Annotated in this window: 1 protein-coding gene and 1 pseudogene; both read right to left on the bottom strand. The window is 69.1% G+C overall.

The window, feature by feature from the left end; genetic code table 11:
- Positions 1 to 192: pseudogene (locus C1I98_RS38475) on the bottom strand (hypothetical protein); the annotation flags it as partial.
- A gap of 285 nt (positions 193 to 477) precedes the next feature.
- Positions 478 to 1,785, bottom strand: coding sequence for a M20/M25/M40 family metallo-hydrolase (locus C1I98_RS38470; protein WP_111172133.1), 1,308 nt, complete (start codon positions 1,783 to 1,785; stop codon positions 478 to 480).
- Positions 1,786 to 1,830 lie beyond the last annotated feature (45 nt).

Raw genomic sequence — 1,830 nt, 5'->3', positions numbered from 1 at the left:
GTTGAGATCCGCCATGACGCCGAGCGCATACGAGGTCTCCGTACCGCCCTCGGTCTCGCCGTACACGGAGGTGTCCGCACTGGCGGGCGCGGCGCCGAGCAGGCCGAACAGAACGGCCAGCAGCCACCCCGCGGCCAGCAGGCCGAGCCCGGCCAAGCCCCTCCCGGCCACCCTTGCGATCAGAGTGAACAAGGGCAGGAGGGTGAACGAGGGCATGGCAGACGAGGCGATGGCGAAGGAGGCACCCCCCGGCCGGCCCAACGGGCCGACCGGGGATGCGACACCCTCAACAGAGGAGGCCACGCGCGCAGGACCGCTGCGCAACGGCAATGCCATCTCTCCCCGCACGACAGGCGAGCGTGTCACGTGACCTCCCCTCTTGGTCGAGCCGCCCGAAGGCGAGCGACCCAAACCCCCTCAACGGAGAGTTACATTATCACTACGCCATGTCAGCGCAACGGCTTTACGGGAAAACGCTCACGAGTGATCCAGGAAGCGGTCAAGCACCCGCACCCCGAACCTGAGCGAATCCACCGGCACCCGCTCGTCCACCCCATGGAACATCCCAGAGAAGTCCAGGTCCGCGGGCAGCTTCAGCGGCGCGAACCCGAACCCGCGGATGCCCAGCCGGCTGAACGCCTTCAGGTCGGTCCCGCCCGACAGCGTGTACGGCACGGCCCGCGCCCCGGGGTCCTCCGCCTCCAGCGCCTCGGCCATCGCCCGCACCAGCGGCCCGTCGAAGCCGGTCTCCACCGCGATGTCGTGGTACACGAACTCCCTGGTCACGTTGGGCCCGAGCAGTTCGTCAACGGTCGCGAAGAACTCCTCTTCATATCCCGGCAGGAACCGCCCGTCCACGTGCCCGGTGGCGGTCTGCGGGATCACGTTGGCCTTGTAGCCGCTCTCCAGCATCGTGGGGTTGGTGGTGTTGCGCAGCACCGCCCCGATCATCCGGGCCAGCGGGCCGAGCTTGGCGACCGTGGCCTCAGGCCGCTCCGGATCGAATTCGATCTCCAGCGCGGCCGACGTCTCCTCAAGGAACGCGCGTACGGTGGGCGTCAGACGTACCGGCCACTCGTACCGCCCGAGCCTGGCCATCGCCTCGGCCAGCTCCGTCACCGCATTTTCCGCGTTGAGCATCGAACCGTGCCCGGCCCGCCCACGCGCGGTCAGCCGCATCCAGGCGATGCCCTTCTCCGCGGCCTCGATCAGGTAGAGCCGCTTGTCCTGCCCGAGGCTGACGCTGAACCCGCCGACCTCGCCGATCGCCTCGGTACAGCCCTCGAACACCTCCGCGTGCTCCTGCGCCAGCCACTGCGCGCCGTACTTCCCGCCGGCCTCCTCATCGGCCGTGAACGCCAGCACCACGTCCCGCGGCGGCCTGCGCCCCTCCCGCAACCGCCGCCGCACGACCGCCAGGATCATCGCGTCCATGTCCTTCATGTCCACGGCCCCACGGCCCCAGACACACCCGTCCGCGATCTCCCCGCTCATCGGATGATGCGTCCAGTCGTCGGCGTTGAACGGCACGACGTCCAGATGCCCGTGCAGCAACAACGCGTCCCGCCCCGGATCGGTCCCCTCGATCCGCGCCACCACACTGGCCCGCCGCGCGTCACTCTCCAAAATCCGCGACTCCACCCCCACTTCCGAGAGCTTCTCCGCCACGTACTCCGCCGCGGCCCTCTCCCCAGGCCCCGCGTTGTCCCCCGCGTTCGTCGAGTCGATCCGAATCAGATCCCGGCACAGCTCGACGACGTCATCCTCACCATCGAATCCCGTCATCCCTGCTCCTCCACCTCCGACACATCCCTGCGCCCCCATCCTGCC

It is taken from the genome of Spongiactinospora gelatinilytica (assembly GCF_003236385.1).
Lineage (GTDB): Bacteria > Actinomycetota > Actinomycetes > Streptosporangiales > Streptosporangiaceae > Spongiactinospora > Spongiactinospora gelatinilytica.
This window is presented reverse-complemented; position numbering and strand designations above follow the sequence as displayed.

What these genes read in the sequence shown, in the direction of transcription:
- C1I98_RS38470 (WP_111172133.1), bottom strand. Translation starts at nt 1,785, where the DNA reads ATGACGGGATTCGATGGTGAGGATGACGTCGTCGAGCTGTGCCGGGAT.